General features: G+C 62.1%; 14 protein-coding genes and 1 tRNA gene. 9 read left to right on the top strand and 6 right to left on the bottom strand.

Features of this window, described 5'->3' with window-relative positions; genetic code table 11:
* Positions 1–175: 175 nt before the first annotated feature.
* Together groL and groES are read right to left on the bottom strand one after the other, a co-directional pair.
* Complete coding sequence (gene groL, locus AC1Q7F_RS18885; protein ID WP_492509668.1) at positions 176–1,825, bottom strand: chaperonin GroEL; 1,650 nt, start codon at positions 1,823–1,825, stop codon at positions 176–178.
* A gap of 52 nt (positions 1,826–1,877) precedes the next feature.
* Complete coding sequence (gene groES, locus AC1Q7F_RS18880) at positions 1,878–2,168, bottom strand: co-chaperone GroES (RefSeq protein ID WP_492509666.1); 291 nt, start codon at positions 2,166–2,168, stop codon at positions 1,878–1,880.
* Positions 2,169–2,374: 206 nt separating this feature from the next.
* Here groES and AC1Q7F_RS18875 point away from each other — a divergent pair, with 206 nt between their 5' ends.
* Positions 2,375–3,298 carry a methyltransferase domain-containing protein gene (locus tag AC1Q7F_RS18875; protein WP_492509665.1) on the top strand — a complete coding sequence of 308 codons (924 nt, stop codon included), beginning with the start codon at positions 2,375–2,377 and terminating at the stop codon, positions 3,296–3,298.
* 113 nt (positions 3,299–3,411) lie between these two features.
* On the opposite strand, the gene AC1Q7F_RS18870 is transcribed toward AC1Q7F_RS18875, so the two are convergent.
* Positions 3,412–3,813, bottom strand: a complete 402-nt coding sequence (locus AC1Q7F_RS18870) for a hypothetical protein (protein WP_492509663.1) — start codon at positions 3,811–3,813, stop codon at positions 3,412–3,414.
* Positions 3,814–4,022: 209 nt separating this feature from the next.
* Between AC1Q7F_RS18870 and AC1Q7F_RS18865 the strand changes: the two genes are divergently transcribed.
* Both AC1Q7F_RS18865 and AC1Q7F_RS18860 read left to right on the top strand, forming a co-directional pair.
* The gene (locus AC1Q7F_RS18865; protein WP_492509661.1) at positions 4,023–4,226 is read left to right on the top strand and encodes a hypothetical protein; all 204 of its coding nucleotides are present in this window, start codon (positions 4,023–4,025) and stop codon (positions 4,224–4,226) included.
* A gap of 120 nt (positions 4,227–4,346) precedes the next feature.
* A tRNA-Arg gene (locus AC1Q7F_RS18860) sits at positions 4,347–4,423 on the top strand.
* A 190-nt stretch (positions 4,424–4,613) separates the two neighbouring features.
* On the opposite strand, the gene AC1Q7F_RS18855 is transcribed toward AC1Q7F_RS18860, so the two are convergent.
* Positions 4,614–6,344 (bottom strand): DUF6538 domain-containing protein, encoded by a 1,731-nt coding sequence (locus AC1Q7F_RS18855; protein ID WP_492510046.1) that lies wholly within the window; start codon positions 6,342–6,344, stop codon positions 4,614–4,616.
* A 298-nt stretch (positions 6,345–6,642) separates the two neighbouring features.
* Between AC1Q7F_RS18855 and AC1Q7F_RS18850 the strand changes: the two genes are divergently transcribed.
* Both AC1Q7F_RS18850 and AC1Q7F_RS18845 read left to right on the top strand, forming a co-directional pair.
* Entirely contained in the window at positions 6,643–6,852 is a 210-nt protein-coding gene (locus AC1Q7F_RS18850; protein WP_492509659.1) for an addiction module protein, read from the top strand.
* Positions 6,852–7,142, top strand: a complete 291-nt coding sequence (locus tag AC1Q7F_RS18845; protein WP_492509657.1) for a type II toxin-antitoxin system RelE/ParE family toxin — start codon at positions 6,852–6,854, stop codon at positions 7,140–7,142. Before AC1Q7F_RS18850 ends, AC1Q7F_RS18845 begins: the two co-directional genes overlap by 1 nt.
* Before the next feature lie 56 nt (positions 7,143–7,198).
* Here AC1Q7F_RS18845 and AC1Q7F_RS18840 read toward each other — a convergent pair whose 3' ends face one another.
* On the bottom strand, positions 7,199–8,404 hold the full coding sequence (locus tag AC1Q7F_RS18840) for a tyrosine-type recombinase/integrase (protein ID WP_492509655.1): 1,206 nt from the start codon (positions 8,402–8,404) through the stop codon (positions 7,199–7,201).
* Between the two features lie 544 nt (positions 8,405–8,948).
* Positions 8,949–9,374, bottom strand: coding sequence for an IS66 family transposase (locus AC1Q7F_RS18835; protein WP_492509653.1), 426 nt, complete (start codon positions 9,372–9,374; stop codon positions 8,949–8,951).
* 817 nt (positions 9,375–10,191) lie between these two features.
* Between AC1Q7F_RS18835 and AC1Q7F_RS18830 the strand changes: the two genes are divergently transcribed.
* The 4 genes from AC1Q7F_RS18830 to AC1Q7F_RS18815 are packed head-to-tail and all read left to right on the top strand — an operon-like array spanning position 10,192 to position 20,507.
* Positions 10,192–14,010, top strand: coding sequence for a DNA/RNA non-specific endonuclease (locus tag AC1Q7F_RS18830; RefSeq protein ID WP_492509652.1), 3,819 nt, complete (start codon positions 10,192–10,194; stop codon positions 14,008–14,010).
* A complete protein-coding gene (locus AC1Q7F_RS18825; RefSeq protein WP_492509651.1) occupies positions 14,000–15,157 on the top strand; it encodes a trypsin-like peptidase domain-containing protein in 1,158 nt (385 codons plus the stop codon). The genes AC1Q7F_RS18830 and AC1Q7F_RS18825 overlap by 11 nt, the downstream gene beginning before the upstream one ends.
* The gene (locus AC1Q7F_RS18820; protein ID WP_492509649.1) at positions 15,154–17,265 is read left to right on the top strand and encodes a trypsin-like peptidase domain-containing protein; all 2,112 of its coding nucleotides are present in this window, start codon (positions 15,154–15,156) and stop codon (positions 17,263–17,265) included. The genes AC1Q7F_RS18825 and AC1Q7F_RS18820 overlap by 4 nt, the downstream gene beginning before the upstream one ends.
* The gene (locus tag AC1Q7F_RS18815) at positions 17,262–20,507 is read left to right on the top strand and encodes an ATP-binding protein (RefSeq protein WP_492509647.1); all 3,246 of its coding nucleotides are present in this window, start codon (positions 17,262–17,264) and stop codon (positions 20,505–20,507) included. Before AC1Q7F_RS18820 ends, AC1Q7F_RS18815 begins: the two co-directional genes overlap by 4 nt.
* Positions 20,508–20,806 lie beyond the last annotated feature (299 nt).

The raw sequence follows: 20,806 nt of genomic DNA, 5'->3' as shown, positions 1-20,806 counted from the left end.
AGGTCGAGGGCGAAGCCCGAGCCCTGACAGATATGGCCTTCGATCCGTTCCTGTCAGGGCTCGCTTTGCTCGACCTGACCTACGGCGATCGTCCCCACATACAAAAACCCCCGGCGGATCGCTCCGCCGGGGGTCTTCGCATTCAGGCCGGTTCGGCTGAACGACGCCAGACTTCTTAGAAGTCCATGTCGCCCATGCCGCCCATGCCACCCATGCCGCCGCCGCCGGCCGGGGCCGACTTGGCCGCCGGCTTTTCGGCGATCATGGCTTCGGTGGTGATCAGCAGGCCGGCGATGGAGGCGGCGTCCTGCAGGGCGGCGCGCACGACCTTGGTCGGGTCGATGACGCCGAACTTGAACATGTCGCCATATTCGCCGGTCTGGGCGTTGAAGCCGTGGTTGGTGTCGGCCTGCTCCAGCAGCTTGCCGACGATCACCGAGCCGTCGAAGCCGGCATTCTGGGCGATCTGACGGACCGGGGCCTGCAGGGCCTTGCGGACGATGTCCACACCAAACTTCTGGTCGGCATCGGCCGTCGCCAGGGCTTCCAGGGCCTTGGTGGCGTACAGCAGGGCCACGCCGCCGCCGGCGACGATGCCTTCCTCGACCGCGGCGCGGGTGGCGTGCATCGCGTCGTCAACGCGATCCTTGCGCTCCTTCACCTCGACCTCGGTCGCACCACCGACGCGCAGAACCGCAACACCGCCGGCCAGCTTGGCCAGACGTTCCTGCAGCTTCTCACGGTCATAGTCGCTGGTGGTCTCTTCGATCTGGGCCTTGATCTGGGCGATGCGGGCCTGGATGTCGTCCTTGGAGCCTTCACCATCGACGATCGTGGTGTTGTCCTTGCTGATCGTCACCTTCTTGGCGCGGCCCAGCATGTCCAGCGTCACGTTTTCCAGCTTGATGCCCAGATCTTCGCTGATGACCTGGCCGCCCGTCAGGATGGCCATGTCTTCCAGCATCGCCTTGCGGCGATCACCGAAGCCCGGGGCCTTGACGGCGGCGATCTTCAGGCCGCCACGCAGCTTGTTGACCACCAGCGTGGCCAGGGCCTCGCCTTCGACGTCTTCGGCGACGATGACCAGGGGACGCGAGGACTGCACGACGGCTTCGAGAACCGGCAGCATGGCCTGCAGGCCCGACAGCTTCTTCTCGAACAGCAGGATGTACGGGCTTTCCAGGTCCGCGATCATCTTGTCGGCGTTGGTCACGAAGTACGGCGACAGATAGCCGCGGTCGAACTGCATGCCTTCGACGACGTCCAGCTCGGTGTCCAGGCTCTTGGACTCCTCGACCGTGATCACGCCTTCGTTACCGACGCGGGCCATGGCCTCGGCGATCTTGGCGCCGATGAAGGCCTCGCCATTGGCGGAGATGGTGCCGACCTGGGCGATCTCGTCGTTGGTCGTGACCTTGCGGGAACGGGCCTGGATGTCAGCCACGACGGTGGCGACCGCCAGATCGACGCCGCGCTTCACGTCCATCGGGTTCATGCCGGCGGCGATGGCCTTGGCACCCTCACGCACGATGGCCTGGGCCAGCACGGTGGCGGTGGTGGTGCCGTCGCCGGCCAGATCGGCCGTCTTCTGCGCCACTTCCTTGACCATCTGGGCGCCCATGTTCTCGAACTTGTCAGCCAGTTCGATTTCCTTGGCGACCGAGACACCGTCCTTGGTGATGCGGGGAGCGCCGAAGCTCTTCTCGATCACGACGTTGCGGCCCTTGGGACCCAGGGTGACCTTCACGGCGTCGGCCAGAATGTCCACGCCGCGCAGCATCTTGGCGCGGGCGTCGGAGCCGAACTTAACTTCCTTGGCAGCCATTGCTCTAATCCTTTGAATTCTATGGGGTCAGGCGTAGATCAGGTGATCCGACTCAGGCGTTCAGAACGCCCATGATGTCGCTTTCCTTCATGATCAGGAATTCGACACCGTCGATCTTCACCTCGGTACCCGACCACTTGCCGAACAGGACGCGGTCGCCGGCCTTGACGTCGAGCGCCACCAGCTTGCCGGCCTCGTCGCGGGCACCCGGGCCCACGGCGACCACCTCGCCCTCCTGGGGCTTCTCGGAGGCGGTGTCGGGGATGATGATGCCGCCGGCCGTCTTCTTTTCGGACTCAACGCGCTTGACCACGACGCGGTCGTGCAGCGGACGGAACTTCATAGGATCTCTCCCTGATAAGGCAAAAGGGGGTGGGCGTGAGCCTGTTGTTAGCACTCATGCCCGGTGAGTGCCAGAGACCTAATCATCCCGGCCCCGACTGTCAAGAAGGGCTCTGTCATAATTCGATGACATTGCCATGACCAGGACGGGGCGCGCCGGCCGTTCGGCCGGTTGCCAGCGCCCGCCGGGCGGAGTATGGCAAGGGCATGAACGACGCCGACACCATGTTCCTGTTCGACCGCCCCCTGATCCGCCAGCGCCGCGACCGCGCGGCGGGGGAGATGGGCGCCCATGACTTCCTGCTGCGCGAGGTGGCGGAACGGCTGGGGGAGCGGCTGGACATGATCCGGCGCGACTTCCCCCGTGTCCTGAACCTGGGCTGCCATGGCGGCGAGGTGGAGGGGGTCCTGAAGGGGCGCAACGGCATCGCCCGTATGATCCATGCCGACCTGTCCCCATCCATGGCCCGGCTGGCCGGCGCCAATACCGGCAGCCCGGCCTTGGCCGCGGATGAGGAGGCGCTGCCCTTCGCACCCGGTTCCTTCGACATGGTGATATCCAACCTGTCGCTGCATTGGGTCAACGACCTGCCGGGGGCTTTGATCCAGGTGCGCCAGGCCCTGCGTCCCGACGGGCTGTTCATCGCCGCCATGCTGGGCGGCGACAGCCTGTTCGAGCTGCGCCGGTCGCTAATGGAGGCGGAGATGGAAGTGACGGGCGGCGTGTCGGCCCGGATCAGCCCCATGGCCGGATTGCGCGATGCTGCCGGCCTGCTGCAACGGGCCGGATTCGCCCTGCCGGTGGCCGATATGGATACGCTCACCGTCTCCTACCCCGATCCGTTCCGCCTGATGCGCGATCTGCGCGGCATGGGGGAGGCCAATGCCGCCCTGTCGCGGCTGAAACGGCCGACGCGGCGCGAAGTGATCATCCGGGCCGCCGAACGCTATATGGCGCTGTTCCGGGAAACGGACGGCACCGTGCCGGCGACGTTCGAGGTGATCTTTCTGGCCGGCTGGTCGCCCGACGCGTCGGTGCAGCAGCAGCCAGCCAAGCGGGGCAGCGCCTCGCACCGGTTGGCGGAGGCGCTGAACAGCATCGAACACCCAACGGGCGTGAAGCCGCACTGAGGGTCGTTGTCTCAGGCGCCGGGCGCCCGCATCCGCGGGCTTGGCTCACGCCGCTACCAAGCGGCGGGCCGGCGGTCGCCGGCCTTGGGTGTGGCTGCCCTGGCGCCGGGCGGTTACGGGATCAGGGTCACCGGCTCGCCATTGGCGGGATCAGCCTTCAGGATGCTGACCGGCGTGCCAGCCGGCACGGTCAGCTGATAGGTGACGCCACCCGACAGATAGGCAAAGCAGGCCAGATTGACAGTGCCGTCATCGGCGGGCTGCCGGCTCAGGGGGCATTGCTGGCCACCGATCGTCAGGTCGCGCATCTTGTCGGCACGCGAAGCGGGCAGAGCCAGTTGGATGCGGTGCACACCCTCCCGGCCGGCGGTATAGTCGCACCGGCCCGCCGCGGAGACGGTACACCCCTCCTCCATCCGGTCGGTTGCAGCCTGAGCGGCGGATGACAGGCAGGCAAGGGCCAACAGCCCGGCAAACATGGCCAGGGCGCTGGACCCGCGGATGACGGAAAACATGCAGACCTCTCGCAATCACATTGATGACCGCCCCGGTCTGTGAGTAGAGCAGGAAACAGGCGGAAATCAACCCCCGGCGTGTAGAGCAAGTGTCATACCCAGGATGGGTATTCCGGGTGGGTGTGGGCCATGGGGCCCAAGGAAAGGCGTGACGGCGCCGGCCCGGCATGTTTAAAGGGCCGTCGGAACCCAATCAGGGAAGGCGAGCAATGCCGTCAGAAGAAGATATCGTCGAACGCCTGCGTCGTCGCGCGGCCCGGGCCCGCGACCGCTACCCGGACGAGGCCGACGATCCCGCAACCCTGGTCGGCGGCCTGATCCAGGATTATGAGGCGGCTGCCGACGAGCTGCAGCGCATGCGCGATGCGCTGAAAGACCTGTCGCGACAGGCCCTGCGCGCTATGTTGGGCTGAAATATCCAGTAATTTCCGTGGCTTGCCGACAAAACGCATTTTCTGCGACGAAGCATTTGCACCGGCCGGACCGATGCGCTATGGTCCGCGCCGCCCGGAAATGCTCTCCGGTGCCGGTATGGACCCGTAGCTCAGCTGGATAGAGCGCTGCCCTCCGAAGGCAGAGGCCGATGGTTCGAATCCATTCGGGTCCGCCACTTCTTTCCTAGAATCCCAGATACCCGTGAAGCATCGACGGGGAAATATCCCAGGTCGATCAGGCGCTTGCGCCGCACCAGATGCCTCACCGGGCAGCGCTAAATACCCCGAAAATTCCGGCCATTCCCCCATCGTCCCAGCCGAGTGTCGCACAGCAGCGTCACACAACGCGGGCCGGTGCGGTGGCGATCAGCGTTCATCAAGATGCGCAAGATTGAGGCCTGGGAAATCGATTTTGCTGATCGCATCGAGCAATGTCTGAGGTCGGAACCCGCTGCCATAAAAGTCCGACACCGACGAACCTGTTCCAGCGGACTCCCACCCGCCGAGGGCGTGCACGAGGTCTCGGTGCAGGCCAGCCTCACGAAGGCCGTCCCGAAAATTGTGACGAAAGCTATGGAAGCATGTTTGGGGCCGGTCGGCGCCCGCATTCTGAAGGAAGCGTCGGAACCAGGGGCTGAAAGTGTCAGAAAAATAGCCTGTTTTTGCAAGCCCAACCTCAGGGAAGAGCTTCTTGTCCCCATGAACTCGTCGATCTGACAGGTATCTTCTGAAGCCGGTTTTGATCAGGGACGGATGAACAGGGATTATTCGTTCGCTCGACTTTGTTTTCAGCTTCTTGTCGGAGTGCTTGGTGCCATCCAAATCCCTGTCCGTGATTGTAAAGCAAAGGACACCGTCGAATTCACGGACATCCGACGTATCGAGCTGACACACCTCATTGAGGCGCATCCCTGAGAACAGCGCAATCAACGGAATCCAGAATCTTGCTCCTCGTGGTTTTGCCGAACCGACGACGGCGTAGCCGCTCCCATCATTTTTGCACCCCGAGTAAAGCGGAGCCGAGAAAATCCTGTTGAGTTGGTCGATTGAAAAAGGCTTCCGCTTGTCCCTGCCTCTCACCGGATCATGTACGCGGAGGCCCTGCGCAGGATTCTTCGCGATCAGCTCTTCTTTAACCGCCCAATTTAGGAATCCGCAAAGCTTGTTCATGTAGCCGTTGACCGTTGCTGCGCCTATGCGGTCGCTTCCATCCACGTTGAGATCAGCGATCTCCATCAGCGTCTTCCCGGTGAATTTCTTGAGGGCGTTGGACGGCAGCGCGGTCAGCGTGCTCATGAACCGGCGGCAGACGTCGCGGCTTATTTTCGTCAGCGGGGCTTCGCCGCCTATAATCTCGGTCAATAGGTTGAACGTTGTTCGGTAAGCGAGCAGGGTCTTCGAGGAACGTTTCGAAGCCGAGTCGGCAAGATACTGCTGAAATGCACCGGCCAGAGTGACAGCGTCACCGTCCACAGTTTCGCTTGGCGCACAAACCGGTCGAACGCCGACCAGTTCCGATGAAGCTGCTGGCAATTTAACTTCGTCACTCCCGCTCTCAGGCCCAGCACCTCGCATGGCATCGAATTGGACTTCTATTTCGTAAGCGAGCTTGCGTGCAGCATGGAAGGCATCCTGATACCGCGAAATGCCAAGTGATCTGGAGATGTGGGTCCGGCCGAGCACTGGCACCAGATCGGCAGGAACCCGCATTCGAAACTGATAAACAGCACCCCGCCGCCACAGCCCTGGGAACCGCCGTTTCCGCTGAATGTGCGACACCGTTGTGACACAGGTGCGAACACGATTCTCTGAATGATTACTATTACTTACACCACCGCACCGGCCCGCGTTGTGTGACGCTGCTGTGCGACACTCGGCTGGGACGATGGGGGAATGGCCGGAATTTTCGGGGTATTTAGCGCTGCCCGGTGAGGCATCTGGTGCGGCGCAAGCGCCTGATCGACCTGGGATATTTCCCCGTCGATGCTTCACGGGTATCTGGGATTCTAGGAAAGAAGTGGCGGACCCGAATGGATTCGAACCATCGGCCTCTGCCTTCGGAGCGCCGAGGTTTTTGGCGGAAAAGCACCCAATCATCAAGGTTTCTGCGGGTTTCAGCTTACTGAACTGCACTGATTTTGGCGTCGTTTGGCGGGGGTTTGAGCGATGATTGAGCGATGAAACATCCATTGCAGGGCCCACCGACCCACCTCGAGGATCGCGTCCCACACCTCTCGCCCTCCAGCAACGACATCACCCCACCGACAAACGCCGTCCTGCCTGATACCGGCCGGCTGACATGGACATTGCGGAACGGACCGCGCGGGCCCAAATTATGATCTCTGCCGCGGTGGCGAGCCACGGTACGAACGTAGGACGAGTTGGAGTGCCAAGCATGTCGACACTGGATTTCAGCCATCTTACCACCGAGCAGCGGCTCGACCTGATTGCGGACCTCTGCGACAGCATCGACCATGACGCGGTGCCGCTCACCAACGCCCAGGCCGCTGAGTTGGACCGGCGATTGGCCATGTTGGATGCCGAGCCGGGCGAAGGCCGCGACGCCTTCGAGGCGCTGGCCGACCTTCGCCGTCGCCGCGCGTGATGCGCGTCCGCCTGACGTCTGCCGCCGAGGCCGAACTGGGCGACGCGCTGGCGTGGTACGGAGGCATCCGCGAGGAGCTGGCCTCCCGCTTCCTTGACGAGTTCGAACGTCTGCTGGAGCGCCTGCGCGACAATCCGCATCAGTTTCCCTGTATACGGCGGGACATTCGCCGCGTCGGATTTCGCCGCTTCCCCTATGGGCTGGTTTTCCGCATCCTCCCGGGCGAGGTGGAGATCGTCGCCTGTTTCCATGACCGCCGCGACCCACGCCAGTGGCAGCAGCGCACATGACATGACGGCACAATCCTCATTTGGCCACGGAACTACGCAAATCTTATATCTTCACCCTAAAGGCTGGGGGGTAATGGATGGGCGAGCCTCATCCGCCCACCCTGTCCCAGCGCGTTCCGCACTCTGTCATGCCGTCCATCGTTATGGGCATAGACCCTCTCCGCCGTCTCCATGGTGACATCGACCCATTGACAAGCGTCGAACAGCGGCACGCCGGCTTGCGCCAGATGACTGATACAGGTGTGCCGGAGTATGTGGGGGGTGACGATTTCGGGGTCCAAGCCGGCCGCCCTTGCTGCTGAGGCGAACGACCGCTTAACGTCCCGGATGGGCCGGTTATGCGGTCCGTACTCGAACAGATGCGTGCGGGTCCGCCGACGAGCATGGCGCAAAAACCGGAGAAGCCTGTCGGGAATCTCCAGTCGTCCACGGCGCTTTGCCGTTTCTACCCGACCCGTGGGACGGAAATCGATCACGCCTTTTTCGAGATCGACATGTCCGCCATCGGAATTTGGTGCCCATTGCAGCGTCAGGATCGCCTCTTTCCGGCGTCCCGTGTAGTAGGCGAGGAGAATGAAGAGCGCGAGGTGCCGGCCCGACCTCGCATCCTTCCGCGCCGCCCGGATCAGACGCGCCACCTCTTGACGCGAAAGATAGGCCTCCCGCGGGGCAGATGCGGGCGGACGCCAGACGGTCGGCGCTTCGAGCAGATGGCCCTCCCGCTGGCAGTAAGCCAAGGCGGCGGCAAGCGTGGACAATTCGCGCCTGACCGTTGCTGGGGATACCGCCACCGACCGGTAGCGAGGAGGATGGGACTCCGGGATACGCTCCCATTTCTTACGGGTCTCAAGATATCTGCGACATGTCTCTCCGCGCACCTCAGACACCAGGATATCAGCCCAGAACGGCGACAATGCGTGGATTGCCCATCCGATCCTCTGCGGGTCGGCAGTGGTTGTCGCATGTTGCTCTGCGTAGATGGTCAGTACCTGACCACAGGTCACCGCGTCTGATCGCTTCGCCCTGACGGCCGCCATCTCGTTCTCCACCGCGGTCGCGGCCCGTTGCAGGATGAATTTGGCCAGGGCCAACTCCGCCCCTGCCTTATCCTCAATCGTGCAGCCGGTGGAGATATCGCGCTTCCCCTTCACTGGATCCTGGAAGCGGATGTACCAACGATGCGCCGTCGACCCGGTCGTACATATCGGTACGAGCCGCGGCCCCATCACGCCTTTGCTCGGGTGATTGGTCGGGTGAGCCATCTTTGAATCACCGCGCCTTACGCTTCGTCAACGCATTGGCGACAGCACTCAGCTTCGTCGCGGATGAACAGTAAGATGGACTGTCCTACTCGGAATTCTTCCGGGCATGCGTGTCAGGCTGTCGGGCGGTTTGCAGGAAATTAGTCAGATCGTCATGCGTGACGAATATCCTGCCCGCAATGCGGGTAGGCCGCAACCGACCCGCTGCCACCTCAGCACGCAGGGATCTGGCCGACACCAGCCCGTCAGGGCGAATCATCAACGCTGCTTCTTCAAGGGTATAAAGCATTTCATGGCACCCGGAACCTTATCCACCTAATTGGGCAAATGCTCCGGTCCAGTCATGGTGATCAGCCCTGATGGATTTGTACAGAATGCATAACTGCGCTGCCTTTTTGCAGACCTGAAAGTGCCTAGCGGCTGGCTCCTAAAACGTAGGCTTCGGGCGTAGGCCCAATCTTCCAATTCCATCGCAAGAGGTCGGCGATGGCCTTTGCGGGATGGTCGTGGCCGTGGGCGAGCCCGGCTTGAGGATCGACGTCATTCAGCTTTGTCGTCTCGATGAGGGTGTAGATGGCGGTGGCCCTAACGCCATCGGCATCGGAGCTACAGATTGTCCAATTCCGGCGCCCGACGGCGATGCCGCGCGGGCGCGTTCGGCGGCGTTGTTCGACAGGCATATGCGTCCGTCCTCCAGGAACCGGGTCATGGCACACCAACGGTTCAGGGCGTAGTCCATGGCCTTGGCAGGATCCGACTTGGGCGACAGACTGGCTCGTGTGTGACGCAGCCGTTGCTCCAGATCGTCGATCAGGGGGCGGCTTTTCTCGTGCCGCATTTCAGCGCGTTCCGGATTGGCGCGGCAGGCCAAGTGCCGCTGCAGATGCTCGCCGACGCGGGTGCGGGCATAGTGGTACATAGCGGCGGACGACTCGCTGCCGCCGAACGGCCAGTCATCCCGCACATACACCCATAATCAACCAGTGGCTACCTTAGATCGGATGGGAGGGGGCCGGTGCCTAGCTTACCGCCTCGCGGGACCGACAGGCGAATTTCTCCCGCACATCCTCGCCGACCATCATGGCGAGGGTGTGCGGGGGAAATTCGTAGCAAGCTTGCAGCGATCCTGACCACAACCCGCCCAGACTTGTCTGGGCAGGTCTTGTAACATGAGTGGATGCGGGGGCAGGATTTGACCGACGTTATACCAGGCTTACTGCGTTGATTTAATTACAACATTCTATATCGACTCACTGATGCTTCGACAAGGCATAGTCTCCTCTGGGGCCGATAGCGGACAAGTGGCTTTTCTAGATTCCATCTGACGCCTTTATAAACATCGGGTAGACTCTAAGATTTAAGCCTATTATTATAGATAAAATAATCCAATTACCTATTGATTAATATATTATTAATAAGTAACTATATTTTACATAATTATTATTCAGATTTATATTGTCATGATAATACAGGTAATTGAATTTATATTATAATATTTCTAAAATATTATAGACCCACACGACATCGGTCATGTGCATTAATATACCACTCTTAAAACACCATTATAAGTTATACTTATATAGCAATACACACTAAAAATTTTGTTCCGTGAATAAATGCACACTCATTTATTGTGCAACACAACAAACTTCCTTGACTAGCAGAACGCAACTTGATAGAAATATAATTAATATATACATAAAAGACCATTTGCCGAATAATTTCTCTCATAAGTTTTTATTCCCACACCAATGCAAGATACGCGACACGGGCAATGGAGAAATAAAATGTCGCAAGCCGACCCGAATCCGCAATTACCCCATGAAGCGAAGATCGCGTCATATCTGAAAGGCTTGGCCCCTTCCGGCAATCTCGAAGAGATCGTCGCCGAAGGAACGGCCGGCCAGGGTCGTGAGGCGGCGACAACCCGCCTAGCGCTGACGAAGGTGGCTGGCGGCAAGGAGCTGTCCCCGGAAGAAATGTTCTCGCTTGAAGCGATCATCATTCCAGACAAACGGCCGGCCATCATCATAAGGAACAATGACTACCTGTCCGCCCATTCGCTGTGGACCCATCTGAACGAAGCGGATGTGAAGCAGCGGCTCTCCGCGGCGATCAGGTCCGTGGGCAGGGTGGAACTTCCCCACCACCCCTCGCTTCCCTATGCCGGCACGGGCTTCGCGGTCGGGCCCGATCTGCTGATGACGAACCGCCATGTGGCTGAAATCTTCACGCGCGGCCTGGGCAGCCGGGACCTCACCTTCATAACCGGGCAGATGGCCGGTGTCGATTTCCTTGCCGAACACGAGAACCCGGCACGGCATTTCCTGAAGGTGGCCAAGGTCCTGATGATCCATCCCTATTGGGACATGGCCCTGCTGCAGGTGGAGGGCGGCTCGGCGGGGCTGCCCTGGACCGGATTGAGCGCGACGGCAGCGGGAGAGAATGAGGGCCGGGAAGTGGCGCTCATCGGATACCCGGCGTTCGACAGCCGCAGCCCGGCCGATGTGCAGCATCGGGTGTTCGACGGGATCTACGGCGTCAAGCGGTTGATGCCAGGCACGCTTATGCGCCCGCGACGGATATTGAGCTACAATCACGAGGTGCCGGCGCTGACGCATAACGGCTCCACCCTGGGTGGCGCTTCCGGTTCCATCGTCATCGACATCGCGACCGGGCATGCCGTGGGCCTGCATTTCGCCGGCCGGTACCTGGATGCGAATTTCGCGGTGCCGGCTGCCGAGCTGGCCCGGGACGGGCGCGTCATCGATGCCGGCTTGCGCTTTGTCGGCGTTCCGGTCCGCCAGCCCACCCCGTGGGACAATGTCTGGCGGGCCGTGGACGCGCAGGGCGGAGAGGCGCCGCCGCCCTCTTCCCCTTCCCCGCTCAACCTGGTCCTTCCCGTGGCCGCCGCCCCCCTGACCTTCACGGTTCCGCTGGAAATCTCGATCGATGTGCGGGCGCGGCTGCCCGATGGCGCGGGCCTGCCCGGTACGGCGGACAGGGCCCTGCTTGCCGATGCCGCGGCGGAGAGGATGCAGGAGCCGTACCGGGAAACCGACTATGGCAACCGCCAGGGCTATGATGCCGACTTCCTGGGCTTCCATCTGCCGATGCCGGCGCCCGCCGATCCCTCGGTGCTGGCCCCGACGAAGGACGGCGGCCATGTCCTGGCCTATCACAATTTCTCCATCACCATGCATCGCGCCCGGCGGCTGGCCCTGGTGACCGCGTCCAACCTGGATGCCCGGCCGGCGGCCAAGCGCCCGGGAGACCTTCCGCCGGAGATGTACAGCCGCAAGGGCCTGTCCGGCCTGGGCCCCAACGACCAGGAGAAATGGTTTCCCGACCTGCGCCTGGATGCGGCGTACCAGCTGTCCGACAAGTTCTTCAACAAGGACCGCAAGGCCTTCGACAAGGGCCATCTCGTCCGCCGCGAGGATGTGGCCTGGGGCCGGACCTATGCGGGGATGCGGGCAGCAAACGGCGATACCTACCACATCACCAACTGTTCCCCGCAGGTGGCGGGCTTCAATCGCTCCACCGCCTCCAAGGCCGATGACAATTGGGGCGACCTGGAGAACCTAGTCCTGGCACAGGCCCGGACCCAGCGCCTGACCGTCTTCTCCGGGCCGGTGCTGGCGGCCGATGACCCCGTCTTCATCGGGGTCAACGACGAGGAACAGGTTCGGGTGAAGATCCCGCAGCGCTATTGGAAGGTGGTGGCGGCCAGGGTCGAGGACCGGCTGCACTGCTTCGGGTTCGTCCTGGAACAGGACCTGGACGATGTGGCCTTCGAATTCGTGGCCTCGCCGGCTTGGGGCCCGCGGCTGGTGCCGCTGGCCGATATAGAGGCCATGGCCGGCATCGTCTTCACGCCGGAGATGAGGAAGGCCGACCAGGCGCCCCGTCTGGCCGGGCGGGCGTTGCGTCATGGCATGGCCGGCACAGTCCGGGAGGCGCCGTCGCAGCCCGAGCCGTTCGACCTGGTCCTGACCGACCTTCCCCTGTCCGATTACCGCCGCGAGCAGGATGCCGGCGGCAATGGCGAGGGTATCCGCTTCGCCCTGCGCTATCCCGTCTGCGTAAGGGCCAGCGGACTAGCCGACATCGTGGCGGAGGCCCTGGCGGAGCGGCTGGGGCTGCGGGTGGAGGTGGCGCCGCTGTTTGCCGCCGACGCGGAACTGGATCGCCATCTGCTGCTGACCATTCCCGGTGTAACGCCGCCCGACCGGGCGGACCTGTTCGATCTTGCCCGCTTCATCCTGGCGCCGTCGGAAGCGGAGACTGTCGAGCCCGATCTCGGGTCCGACCTGTTCCAGGCCGACGGCACGGTACCCGGCGACGGATCGCCGGAAAGTGCCGACTGGGCGTTCTGGTGCTGGGCCGGGGACGAGGACAAGCCCGCGGACCGCGACTGGGCGCTGGCCAAGACCAAGGTTCGGGAGGCCTGGGCCAGGTCGGTGCAGATGGGCCGGCCGGCCCGGGGCAAGGGCATCCTGGTCTTCCAGCCGGACACGGGCGTGATCGCCCATCCGGCCCTGCCACCCAACGCGCACTTGCACCCGGCCGCCGCCAACTTGGTCGAAGGCGGTATCGGGCCCATCGACCCCATGACAGGCAGCGGCAATCTGGGCCATGGCACCGGCACCGGCAGCGTCGTCGCCAGTCCGGATGGAGCAGATATGCAGGGGGTCGCGCCGGACTGCACGCTGGTGCCGATCCGCTGCATCCGCTCCGTAGCGGTGTTCGACCAGAGCCGTGTCGCCCAGGCGATCGACCATGCGCGCCGCAACGGTGCCCATGTCATCACCATGAGCCTGGGCGGCGTGTTCAGTTCCGCCTTGCACGATGCCGTTCGCAAGGCCGTCGATGCCGATATCATCGTGGTCGCGGCGGCGGGCAATTGCGTGGGCGAGGTGGTCTGGCCGGCCCGCTACGAGGAGGTCATCGCGGTCGGTGGCGTCAACAGCCTGGACCAGCCCTGGCGGGGGTCCAGCAAGGGCGGGGCCGTGGACATCGCGGGCCCGGCGGAATTCGTCCTGCGGGCCGACGCCCGCCTTGGCACGGTGTCCGGCGGACAGGGAACCTCCTTCGCCACCGCCAACCTTGCCGGGCTGGCGGCCCTCTGGCTGGCCCATCACGGGCGCGACAAGCTGCTGGCCATCCTGCCGGAGGGCGTGCGCCTCCAGCATGTGTTCCGGGCATTGCTGCGCAAGACCGCCCGGGTCCCGGAAGGCTTCGACACCAGCGAACTCGGCGTGGGCATCGTCGATGCGGACGCCCTGCTGGCGGCCGATCCGAAGAGCGTGCTGGGCATTCTGGCCGTCTTGTCCCCCTCGCCCACGAACACAATCCGCCAGGTGGGGGAACTCCTGAGCGGCCTGGTCGGCGACACGGGACTGGAAGCGGTGGGGCCGGCCCTGACGAACCCGATGCAGGCGATGGAACTGGCGGCCGTGGTGCTGGACCGGCTGCGTGCCCGGCGCACGGTGCGCGCGGCGGTGGAGGCGTTGCCGCCGGTGGCGGTCTCCGCCGGGCTGCGGGACAGCCTCGGCTCCGAAGGCGTCGCATTGATGAGAAGGGCGGTGGGCGATGGCGAATGACGATCTTGGGAACCTGCCGGGACTGCCCACCGCGCCGTCCCGGGCCCGCCACATCCTGGGCACGCGGCCGGTCCCCTTCGCGGGCGGCGGGGCACAGGAGGCGGTGGAAGCAGCCGGCGGGGCCATGCGGCTTGGCCCGCCCGACGAAAGGGATATCAGGCAGATCGCCGACCGGCTGGTGAAGGTGAAGGCGGAAGCCGGCGGCTCCCTGGACAGGACGACGGCCACGGGCATCGCGCGGCGCCTGGTGACCCGCGCCCAGAGGGCGATGCGGGCGCTGGAGACCGGTTCCTCTAACGGTTCCATCGGCAGAGACGATGTCTGCGCCCTGGAGGCCGTCATCCATGTGCGCGGGCGCCCCGCCCTGCGGGTCCTGGAGGACGGGCTCGGCATCCCGGATACCGACATGTGGCGCATCATCGCCGACGAGCATCGCCGCACGCTGCTCACCATCTGCCAGTCGGTGGCGGCGGTCCAGGTCTTCGACCAGATATTCTCCAAGCGGGCCAGTCCCTGGATACAGGGCACGGCCTGGATGGTGTCCCATGACCTGGCGATCACCAACAGGCATGTGCTTTTCCCGCCGCTGAACGGCACGGCCATCGCCAGGCGGGTTGCCGGCACCAGCACCGCCCGCACGCGCCGCGACTATGGGGTGATGCTGAATTTCGCCCATGACAATGGACCGGTGAGAGACAGCCTGTACAAGGTGGCCGACATTCCCTTCGTGGCGGCGGATACCGATCCCATCGACGTCGCCATCCTGCGGGTCGAACTGGTCGGCGGCCCTCCCGTCGCACCCCTGCGGCTGTCCCGGCAGGATGAAGGCGACCTGGGCCGCATCTATGTCATCGGCCATCCGGGGCGGATGCCGGAGGTTCCCGACGATGTCATGGCCGTCTTCGGTGATCCCGACGAACGCAAGCGCGTCAGTTTCGGGGAAGTGGTGGAGGTGCCGTCCGCCCCCGCCATCGACATCCCCCACGATGCGTCGACCATCGGCGGGTACTCCGGCGGCGGCCTGTTCGGCTTCCTCGACCAGGCCGTGGAGGGGCTGCATTATTTCGGCAGCACCACCGGCTTCAACCGCGCCATCAAGGCCAGTGCCCTGCTCGGCCATCCGTCGCTCGACCGCTTCCTGAAATGACCGCCATGCCGCTCTCCATCGATATCGATCCGCTTGTCGATCTGATTGACAAGCACATGTCCGAAAGCATGCTGAGCCATGCCGCCAGGAACGCCCTGGGCGCCGAAGGGTTCGACGCCATCGCCAAGGGCTGCATCGGCAGGGAGGACCGCCTTCGGCACATCGCGGCGGCGGTACTGGCACAGGTCGAAGGGGCGGCCCGGACCCGGTTCCTGAGCACGGTCTACGAACAGGTCAAGGATTTCGCCCCGGATCTGCGGGACCATCTGCTGGGAGTGTTGCATCCGGAACAGGCCTCCGCCCTCCAGGCCATGCACGCGCGGCGCGACAGCTTCTTCAAGAGCGCCGATCTGCGCCGCTATTTCAACGAGATCGAACATCAGGTGTGCCTCATCGTCGGGTCCTGCCAGAAGGATGGCGGCGACGAGATAGTCTGCGGCACGGGGTTCCTTGTCGGTCCCGATCTCGTTCTCACCACCATGCACCTGTTCAGGCACGACAACGAACTTTCGACCGTGCCGCAGCGGTTCGAGGTCGTCTTCGACCATGTGCGCGGGCCCGATATCAGCAAACCCGGCCAGCGAAACCCCGGAACATACAGCGTCAACCTGGCATCCGACTGGCTGGTCAAATCCAGCGCCTATCTGGCTGATGACGGGCTGAACGCCAGCACCGATGCGGCCCGGCGCGCGCAATTGTCGGACAACCTGGATTTCGCCTTGGTACGCTTGGCCGTCCGCGTCGGCGATCTGCCGGTCGAGGCCTCGGGCGGGGTGCCGCGGAACTGGGTGAAACTGCCCCTCCAGAAACCGCTTCTGGGCGTGGATGCGCGGATCATCATTTCCCAGCATCCCGGGGGGAATCCGCGCAGGTTCGATGCCGGCCGCTTCAAGGAGTTCTGCTTTTCCGACACCCGTTTTCGGTATGATACCGAAGCGGCGAAGGGATCATCCGGCGCGCCCTGCTTCGACCGTGATCTGGAACTGGTCGGGCTGCACAACGCCGCCTACATGCCGGGTGGCGTCCAGCAAAGCAACCAGGCGGTCATGCTGAACAAGATTAGGCCCCTGATCGAAGATACATTGAAGCCCGATCCGCTCCGGGAAACCACCGGCCCCACAGAACCGGTGCTGAAATGGAAGCTGGATGTCCAGGGCAAGGAGGTCATCATCATCGGCCGCACCGTACTGCTGGAATGGTCGATGAACGCAGCCCGAGAGAGGACGGAGGGGATGATCGACCTGCGCGAGCGCGTCTATTGCGCGCCCTGTCCGGAGCCGGGAGCGGGCAAGACTTTCTCCATCAGCATCGCCCAGGCTCACATGCATTCCCAGGATGTCATGATCGTGTTCGACGCCAGGAACAATCGACTTCCAGGTTCGGTCGAAGCGTTCCTGCGCGCCCTTCTGCAGACACTGGGCATACCCGCCGACGAGATCGACCAGATGCCGCCCCGCCCGTCCCCGCAATTGTCCAACGGTGTCGGTGACGGGGACAAGATCGAACGCTGGCTGTCGAAGCTCTTGCCAGAATGGCTGGACAGGATGCTGGCCACCCACCGGATGCGGCGGATCGATATTCGTGAATCCATGCGGATCACGATGCAACAGCTGGATGGGCAGGGCATTCCTGTTCCGGCGGAAATCCGCCAGATCGCACGGTCGCCAGATGCCGAATGGCGCGACATGCAGCGATGGCGGCTGATCTGGATCGCGATGGATGATGTCCCCTTCGATACGGCACCCACGGAGGTGCAGGAATTGCTGGCAGCCATCATCGATGCGGGACACGCGCATGGGATGTCATTGCCGAATTTGATGCAGCTGCGATGGATGTTCCTGGGCACCAAACCCGGCTTTCTCACGGACGGCGAGGTCACGCTGGAGAAACTTCGGCCCTATCAACTGGATGATAAACAGATGAAATCCGTATTGTCCGGCATATGGCGGGCACGCGGGGAGCAGGTTAATGAGGATCTGTGCGGAATTATGGCCACGGTTTCAGACCACTGGATAAAAAAGATGAAGGACCTGCACCAGCCATTCTCAGCAGCGATGCATGCTACGCAAGAGAGTATCTGGCTTATTTTGAAAGGTTCCGCAAAATGAATACTGAATCCGACATTCCAGAAAGCAAATCATCGTCTCTGGTATCTTTGACATCGTCATCAATCACTTTGACACCCGAGATGAGTGAGCTACTTCTCAAGATCGGCGGAGAGGGCCTGCTTGCCGGCATCGCCGCCATCCCCCTACCCCCACCGCCCCGGCCGCCGGCATGGCCGGCATCCACGCCGGCGAACCTGCAGGCGGCCCTGGCCTATTGCTTCATACTGTCCGACCTCGCACCAGCATCCGCGGAGGCGGACAACACCATCCTGCTGTCCCACGCCGCAGCCATCCAGGTCGGACGGGACAGGCGCCTGCGGCTGTCCGACGAGGCCCGGGCCCATGTCCTGCGCACCGCCACGCCTGCCGCCTTGTCGGAACAACTGGCATCGTCGCGGGACGCGGATCTGCGCGTGATCGCCGGAGTCGGCGAAAATCAGGAGGAACTGGCGTCCGCCTATCTTCGCCAGATGCTGCGCGAGGGCAGGCCCACTATCGCCGACGCGCCGGCCGGCCATCTGCGGGCGGCGGCGAAGGCGCGGGAGGCGTTGTCGATGGTCGATTTCATCGAGCTGCCGTCCCTTGCCGAACTGGAGCGCAGTGCCGGCCTGGCCGAACTGCTGAACCCGCTGCGCGTCGTGATCGGCGCGACGGGCTATGGCGCCGATGCGCCGGGGGACAGGTTCGTCGGCCGTGACGAGGAACTAAGGACATTGCGTATCTTCGTGAATGAATTGAGGTCTGAAAGTAACCTTGAAACGGTCACGCGGTTCGTCAAGACCGCGAGCAACTATTTCAGTAGCGGCAGGCAGCCCGCGCAAATGGTGATGCTTCATGGGCGCGGCGGTCTTGGCAAGTCGGCGCTGGTCGCGAAATTCATGCTGAATCATGCGCTGACGCAAACCGCGAAATTCCCATTCGCCTATCTGGACTTCGACCGCGCCTCGCTGGCGCGCGCCAATCCAATGCAGCTTTTGGCCGAGGTGCGCCGGCAGGTGGCCTTGCAGTTTCCAGAAAAAGCCATGGCTACCGTCCCGAATACGGAGCCTGAACAGTATCTTGAGTTGAAAAGCTTCATCAGTTCTATCCTCGACAGGAGCAGCACCGGCCGTACCTTCCTTCTCGTCCTGGATACGATGGAAATCGTCCAGGCCAATCCGGTTGCCAAACAGAATGTCCTGGCCTTCCTGCATGATTTGGGGCGGAACTTCGCATGGATGCGGATTGTCGTCGCAGGTCGCACGGCCGTGTCTGAACTGAGAAAAGGCAGGTTCCAGGATTGGGTCGCCACCAATCTCGAATTGCAGCCTCTGCCGCATCCGGATGCGGTGAAAATGGTCAATCTCCTGGGGCAGCGTCTGTTGGGAAGCGACTGGAATGAAGCATGGGCCGGACGGATCGCCGGCGCCGCCTCCATGTCCGACAGCCGCCGTGAGCCGCTCGCTCTCCGCCTCAGCGTCGAACTGCTTCGCGGCGCGCCAGCGGAAAAGCGGCCGGAGCTTGTCGAGAAGATCGAGAAGGAGGGGGAGAGGGCTGATCCCCAGTTCGTAGGGTGGCTGTACCAGCAGCGTGTCCTGTCGCATATCAGCGACCCGGATGCGCAGAAGCTGGCCTGGCCCGGCCTCGTCGTGCGAATGATGAGCCGACAAATGGCCCGGGTGGTTCTGGCCCCACTTTGCGGCATCGACCCGAAGCGGATCGATCATGCCTTTGACTCCCTCAGCCAGCAGGTGTGGATCGTATCGCCGCATGGGGACGCAACAGGGCACAGTTCCGACATCATACGGCACAATCCAGAGCTGCGGGCGCGCACGCTGTCGCTCATGCGCTGCCATGACCACCGGCTGTTCCACGCTGTGGGAACGGCCGCCATCAAATTTTTGGAAAATAGCGGTCTGGTTGATCACGTCTCCGACGAGGCGGAGATATTCTATCTGCGCCTCCTCATGGGCGGGGAGGTCGATGATCTTGCCCACCAATGGAAGCCGGAATACGCGCCTTATATGGCCGATGCGGCCGATGATTTCGAACCTGGCAGCAGGACGCAGCGCTATCTTGCCGTCTGGACGGCACAGAAACTGCTGTCCAACGCGGAGATCCGCGAACTGCCTCTGTCGTTGGCCTGCGAGCATATTGTCGCAAAGGGGCGCCCCCTCACTGGCTTGGGGGATGAACATGCGGACAAACGCCTTCTGCATATTGCTCCAGCCTTGTGCACCTACCACTCGTCCAGCCTGTCCGCCGATGAGCGCGGCATTCGCGACACGCTGTTGATCAAGACCGGACAGTGGAAGGGTTTCGACCCTGTTCCCCTCCATGAGCTGTCCCATCCCAATGACGTGGCAGCCCAGGTCTATTTTCTCGCCCGGGATCACGACGCTATAGGACGGGTATCTGGAGGATATCTGGAGGAATTGATGGACTGGTTCGCCCGATACAACCGGGATCGCACGGTCGAACGGGAGAAAGCCATGGCGCATGCCCTGCCAATGTACTGGCGATGTGGAACATACTTGTTCGACAAGATCGATGCAATGCTGGCGGCATCGCTCCACCGCTCCTCCTCGCGCGGGTTCGGTGGATTATCCGGCGTAACCATGGCCCTGGCTTTCGGGCGCAAATGCCTGCGCCCGGCATTGGAGAACTGGCTCGCATCGAGGACAGGGAAGATGCGACTTAAAGCCGTATCTGTTGATCAAATAAAATCCATGATCCGGCACATCAGAACGACATCTGACTATTTTAGGCACAGCGAATTCGACATGGCGTATGAATCATTGATCAAATATTCTTCATCATCTGATACACATGAGAACAACAAGTATGATGATGAAGTAATTCTAGATCATATATACATTGTATTTAAAATTATACACGAAACTATTGATGATGACAATTCTATGACAGTAGATTTTGTAAATAGTTTTTTTAGGGCCAGCAAAAAGGATTGGTTAATTCCAATGACTTTTGCCTTTATCCGAATTTTTCCAAATGAAGATATGGAATGGGGTATGAACGAAATTTTGAATTATAAAAATTCGTGGATCAGAAGGAGATTGAGGAAATCAGAGAGCCGGGAAGTCTTCTCTATCTTAAGGGAATCGGACGAATCCGGATCCTTGCAAATATTGTTGGAATCCTCTCTTGAACGCCTCTTTACGATGAAGTCCGTCAAAGGGAGTTCAATGGAAGACCTGATCCAAATTAGGGAAAGCCTCGCAGGTTGGGCGAAGGCTACATGAGAAATAATTGGCACTGCCTTCTGTTCAGCTTAGGGTCTGTTGACAAAGGTGGGCAACCATAATTTGGCAGCAGCGAGAATGAGGAAGTCGCTGCTTCAGTCATTCCGGGCGGACCATTGTTTGACCCAAAGTCCAAATCGCCCGCCAAATCCCCCTCCCATCACCTCTCGACCCCGGGCGCTGCGCGCCCCGCCCAGGAGGCGCTACCGGGCCGCCTCTGTTCCGGCGCCATTTGCGCCGGGGGGGACTGGCGCTCACGCGCCATAATGCCTTCACGCGCCTTGCAGGCGCTTCCTTGG

It is taken from the genome of Niveispirillum sp. GW835-FHT14G11, assembly GCF_058793615.1.
The sequence above is the reverse complement of the archived record's forward strand: the minus strand, read 5'-3'. Positions and strand labels throughout refer to the sequence as shown.